The 5,789-nt window shown below is 72.6% G+C and carries 2 protein-coding genes; one reads left to right on the top strand and one right to left on the bottom strand.

The annotated features are described in order from the left end of the window. Positions 1-362: 362 nt before the first annotated feature. Positions 363-5,126 carry a hypothetical protein gene (locus ACFRQN_RS39535; RefSeq protein WP_380745463.1) on the top strand — a complete coding sequence of 1,588 codons (4,764 nt, stop codon included), beginning with the start codon at positions 363-365 and terminating at the stop codon, positions 5,124-5,126. A 41-nt stretch (positions 5,127-5,167) separates the two neighbouring features. Here the strand turns inward: ACFRQN_RS39535 and ACFRQN_RS39530 are convergent, their stop codons facing one another. Continuing rightward, on the bottom strand, positions 5,168-5,350 hold the full coding sequence (locus ACFRQN_RS39530; protein WP_380745461.1) for a hypothetical protein: 183 nt from the start codon (positions 5,348-5,350) through the stop codon (positions 5,168-5,170). Between the last annotated feature and the right edge of the window lie 439 nt (positions 5,351-5,789).

Raw genomic sequence — 5,789 nt, 5'->3', positions numbered from 1 at the left:
GTCCGGGAGTCGCCGCTCCCGGACGGCACCGGCCTCGCCGCGTCCGGCGGCGTTCACCGGTCGGTCCGCCCTCGCCGGCGCGGGTGCGGGCCGACTTCGCTCGACGCGGTTAGTTCATATGACGATGCGTCAACAGGCCTGGCGCTGGCCCGGGTCGAGGTCGTCACGGTCGGTCGCACCCCGTGAAGGGGGCGCGCGACGGGCGTCGAGCGCGGTGGTCGGACCGTTCGTGTGGGCCGCCGGGATGACCTCCCCAGCGTGCCGGACCGACCCGGATGGTGGAGACGGCATAGTCGTCCCGTCGCCCAATGGCGTGTTCACTCCGTCATCCAGAGTCCTGTGCACACCCTGGAGAGTCCTCGATGCCCAAAGTCAGACGTCGCCGGGGCCTGGCCCCGGCCTTCGGGGTGCGGGGCAGTACCGTCCCGGCTCGTCCGTCGAACCGTGCCGCGTCGAAGCGGCGCGGCTGGTCCGGAGTGCTGGCAGCGGCGCTGACGCTGGCCCCGCTGTCGCTCGTCCCGCTGATGGCCGCCCCCGCCGCGCACGCCGCCCAGGCCTGCCCGCCCGACCCGGGCTACACCGACTGCCTCGCCTTCACCCACACCGGTGGCGGCCAGGACTTCACCGTTCCCCCTGGCGTCACCTCCGTCCGGGCGAAGGCCTGGGGCGCGGGCGCGGCCGCCGAAGCCGACAGCCCCGCGGGAACGGCCGGCGCCGACCACCGGAACCGACCGGGTGCCGCCGGCGCCTTCGCGACCGCACTACTGGACGTGACGCCGGGGCAGCGGCTGATGGTGGTGCCCGGCCAGGGAGGGCGGGCGCACTCCGAGGACCCGAGCTCCCCGGCGGCCCGTACGGCCCTCGGCGGCGGCGCCTCCAGTGTCCTGTCCGACGAGCCGCACGCCTCGGCCCGCACCCTGCTGGCGGCCGACGGCGGCACCTCCCCGAGCGAGGGCGGCACGGCCGTCGGCTCCGGGGGCGGCGACGTTCCGGCGGGCCTGGCGTCGCACCTGACCGAGCGCCAGTACGTCGCCGGGGCGGGCTTCGGCGGCTTCGCTCACCCCGCCGCCTCGGTGAAGCCCGGCGACCGCGACGGACGTGACGGCGGCAACGGACTTGTGGTGCTGGAGTGGCAGGCCCCGGACGCCGCCTGGGCGAAGGCCGCCCCCGTCCAGGGCAACGCCTCGCAGGCCCCGTCCCCCTCGTCGTCCGCCGTGCCGTCCGCCGTGAGCGCCCCAGCGTCCCCGCTGGCCGCACCGGCCGCGCCGTCCGCTGAGAGCGTCCCCCCGTCGGGCACGGCCCCGGCCGGCCACGCCCCCCGGGCGCCCGGCCCCCCCTTGGACTGCAGCGGCAACACGATCTACGCCGTCCAGCGCGGCTCCTCGGGCGCCGGTACGGGCACCCTGCTGGCCCTGGCCTCCGGCACCGTCGGCGGCGCCAACGTGACCGCCACGACGGTGAGCACGCTCCCCGCCGGGTCCGGCTTCACGAACGCCCTCGGCATCACGGACGGCGGCACCGCCGCCTACGTGGTCGACCAGACGCCGGCCGTCAGCGGGTCCGTGAACGTGTACGGCTACAACGCGGCCACCGGCGCCTGGACCGTCTACACCGGATCCGCCGGTCCCACCAGCGACTCCTTCGTCGCCGGCGCGGTGAACCCGGTCAACGGCATCTACTACTACGCCAGCTTCGAGCCCGGTACCGCGACCACGCCCGGCGTGGCCACCCTCTACGGGTTCAACACCACCACCAACACCGCGATCCCCGGCGTGATCGGCACGTTCGACCTGCCGGTCACCGGCACCTCCGGCCCCAACGGCGACATCACCTTCGACGCGGGCGGCAACCTCTACATCCTCTCCTCCGTCGGGACCGACGCCGCCATCGGCCGGGTCTCCGCACCGATCCCCACCACGGGGTCGGCCACCGGTGTGCCGCTGACCAGTACGACGCTGAGCACCCTGGACAACCCGACGGACAGGTCCTTCAACGGGGCGGCCTTCGACAACGTCGGCAACCTCTACATCGAGTTCACCTCGGGGACCACCACCTATCTGGAGCGGCTCAACCCGAACACCGGCGCGGTCACGGCCGGTCCGACGCCGTACACCAACAACGCCTTCCTCTCCGTGGACCTCGGCGCCTGCTCCACCAACCCGACCCTGACCCTGCAGAAGGACATCGTCGGCCGGTTCGCCGAGTCGACCACGTCCAACGACCAGTTCACGCTGGAGATCACCGGCGGTGGCGTCACCCAGGGCAACAGCGCCACCACGACCGGCACCAGCACGGGCGTCCAGTCGCCCCCGGCCGGCCCGGTCATCGCGCTGTCCGGCACCACCTACACCCTCACCGAGACGGCGGCCTCCGGAAGCCTCTCCGACTACACCACCACCTACGACTGCGTCGACACGGCCAACGGCAACGCCCCGGTCGCCTCGGGCAGCGGGGTGACCACCTTCAACCTGCCGTTCCCGGCGACGGTGGAGGACAAGAACAGCCCGATGGTGCTCTGCACCTTCACGAACACCCCGGTCCCGGCGACGCCCGCGCTCACCATCGCGAAGTCGGCCTCCCCGACGACGGTTTCGGCGGTCGGGCAGATCGTGGACTACAGCTTCCTGGTGACGAACACCGGGAACGTGACGCTGACGGACGTGACGGTGAACGAGACGGCGTTCTCCGGTTCCGGGGGGCCGCTCGTGGCGGCCTGTCCGCCGGGTGCGGCATCGCTTGCCCCCGGTGCGTCGGTCACCTGCACGGCGAGCTACACGGTCACCCAGGCGGACATCGACCGAGGGAAGATCACCAACACGGCGACGGCGACGGGTACGCCGCCGTCCGGCCCGCCGGTCACCTCCCCGCCGTCCAACGCGACCGTCACGGCCACCGCCAACCCGGCCCTCACCATCGTCAAGTCGGTCGACGCGACGGATCTGACAGCGGCGGGCCAGGTGCTGCACTACATGTACCTGGTGACGAACACCGGGAACGTGACGCTGACGAACGTCACGGTGAACGAGACGGCGTTCTCCGGTTCCGGGACGCCGCCGGTGGTGAGCTGCCCGCCCGCTGCGGCCTCGCTCGCTCCTGGCGCGTCGGTCACCTGCACGGCCAGCTACACGGTCACCCAGGCGGACATCGACCGAGGGAAGATCACCAACACGGCGACCGCGACGGGCACTCCGCCGTCCGGCCCGCCGGTCACCTCCCCGCCGTCCTCGACCAGCGTCCCGAACACCCCCGAGCCGGCCCTCACGATCGTGAAGTCGGCGTCGCCGACGACGGTTTCGGCGGTCGGTCAGGTCGTGGACTACAGCTTCCTGGTGACGAACACCGGGAACGTGACGCTGACGAATGTCACGGTGAACGAGACGGCGTTCTCCGGTTCCGGGACGCCGCCGGTGGTGAGCTGCCCGCCCGCTGCGGCCTCGCTCGCTCCTGGCGCGTCGGTCACCTGCACGGCCAGCTACACGGTCACCCAGAGCGACCTGCGGAGCGGCAAGATCACCGACACGGCGACGGCGACGGGTACTCCGCCGTCCGGCCCGCCGGTGACCTCCCCGCCGTCCACCGTGACCGTCACGGTCACGCCCGCACCGGCGCTCACCGTCGTCAAGTCGGTGGACGCGACGGCGCTGACCGGGGTGGGCCAGGTGCTGCACTACGCGTACCTGGTGACGAACACCGGGAACGTGACGCTGACGAACGTCACGGTGAACGAGACGGCGTTCTCCGGTTCCGGGACGCCGCCGGTGGTGAGCTGCCCGCCCGCTGCGGCCTCGCTCGCTCCTGGCGCGTCGGTCACCTGCACGGCCAGCTACACGGTCACCCAGGCGGACATCGACCGAGGGAAGATCACCAACACGGCGACCGCGACGGGCACTCCGCCGTCCGGCCCGCCGGTCACCTCCCCGCCGTCCTCGACCAGCGTCCCGAACACCCCCGAGCCGGCCCTCACGATCGTGAAGTCGGCGTCGCCGACGACGGTTTCGGCGGTCGGTCAGGTCGTGGACTACAGCTTCCTGGTGACGAACACCGGGAACGTGACGCTGACGAATGTCACGGTGAACGAGACGGCGTTCTCCGGTTCCGGGACGCCGCCGGTGGTGAGCTGCCCGCCGGCTGCGGCCTCGCTCGCCCCCGGCACGTCGGTCACCTGCACGGCCAGCTACACGGTCACCCAGAGCGACCTGCGGAGCGGCAAGATCACCGACACGGCGACGGCGACGGGTACTCCGCCGTCCGGCCCGCCGGTGACCTCCCCGCCGTCCACCGTGACCGTCACGGTCACGCCCGCACCGGCGCTCACCGTCGTCAAGTCGGTGGACGCGACGGCGCTGACCGGGGTGGGCCAGGTGCTGCACTACGCGTACCTGGTGACGAACACCGGGAACGTGACGCTGACGAACGTGACGGTGAACGAGACGGCGTTCTCTGGCTCAGGGGCGCCGCCGGTGGTGACCTGCCCGCCGGGTGCGGCCTCGCTCGCTCCCGGGGCGTCGGTGACCTGCACGGCCGAGTACACGGTGACGCAGGCGGACCTCAACGCGGGCAGCATCACCAACACCGCGACGGCGACCGGTACTCCGCCGTCCGGCCCGCCGGTCACCTCCCCGCCGTCCTCGACCACCGTCCCGAACACCCCTGAGCCGGCGCTCACGATCGCGAAGTCGGCGTCCCCGACGACGGTTTCGGCGGTGGGACAGACGGTCGACTACGCGTACCTGGTGACGAACACCGGGAACGTGACGCTGACGGACGTGACGGTGAACGAGACGGCGTTCTCGGGCGCCGGGACGCCGCCGGTGGTGACCTGCCCGGCGGGTGCGGCCTCGCTCGCCCCCGGTGTGTCGGTCACCTGCACGGCCGCCTACACGGTCACCCAGGCGGACATCGACCGAGGGAAGGTCACCAACACCGCGACGGCGACCGGTACGCCGCCGTCCGGCCCGCCGGTCACCTCCCCGCCGTCCACCACCACGGTGACCACGAAGGAGGCGCACGGGCCGCACCTGCCGAACACCGGCGCCGACACCCGGCTCGCCTGGCTGGCCGGGAGCCTCCTGCTCCTGGGCGGCGGTCTGACGCTCGCGACACGCCGCACCCGTCGTCGCGGCTAGCACGACAGCCTGACCGGCGGGCACCGGAGAACCGCTACCCGTCACCCCCACTCCGACCGATCGGCCAGGCGGCGGTACCACCAGAACTCCGTGCGCCACTGGCGCCGGTCCGCGAACGGGTCGGGGAGGGTACGGCGCAAGAACACCGTGTCCAGGGCCTTCACAAGTCGGCCGAGCTCGGCACGGGCCCGTTCCGGCAGTCGCTCCAGGACTTCCTCCAGCACGTCGCGTGCGTGTCTGACGTCGTCGAAGGAACATCCCGGGCACGGGCAATGCGACTCCTGCGGGTACAGCGGACGTCTTCCCGGCGGGTGCAGGAACTCGCGGTACCGCCGCAGTGCCCGGTCGGTGGCGCCCGCGTGAAGGTAGAAGCTCTCGCTCAGGCGCTCGACCCGGTGGACGGCCAGGCTCGCCCTGTCGGAGAGTCCGTGGATCCGGAGCGGAGGGGTCGGCCCCGAGACACGGGAGGCCGGTCGTTCGGCGCGCAGTGCGCGGGGCCGTCTACGCGGCATCGGCCTTTCGATACGTGATCATGGGCGCCATGGTGCCAGGCAGGGCCGCGCTGCCGCACCCGGTTTTTCCCCTTCGAGGTGCGGAGTTCGGGGCTCGGCGGGCAGCCGTGGCACAGCATGCCGACGCCGGCCAGCCCCTGGAGGGGGTGGC

The organism is Kitasatospora sp. NPDC056800, from assembly GCF_042789775.1.
Taxonomy (GTDB): domain Bacteria; phylum Actinomycetota; class Actinomycetes; order Streptomycetales; family Streptomycetaceae; genus Kitasatospora.
Note: the sequence above shows the minus strand (reverse complement) of the source record. Positions and strands in the feature narration are given on the sequence as shown.

Bases quoted from the DNA above. Each gene is read 5' to 3' on its own strand.
- ACFRQN_RS39535 (WP_380745463.1), top strand. From the start codon at position 363: ATGCCCAAAGTCAGACGTCGCCGGGGCCTGGCCCCGGCCTTCGGGGTG.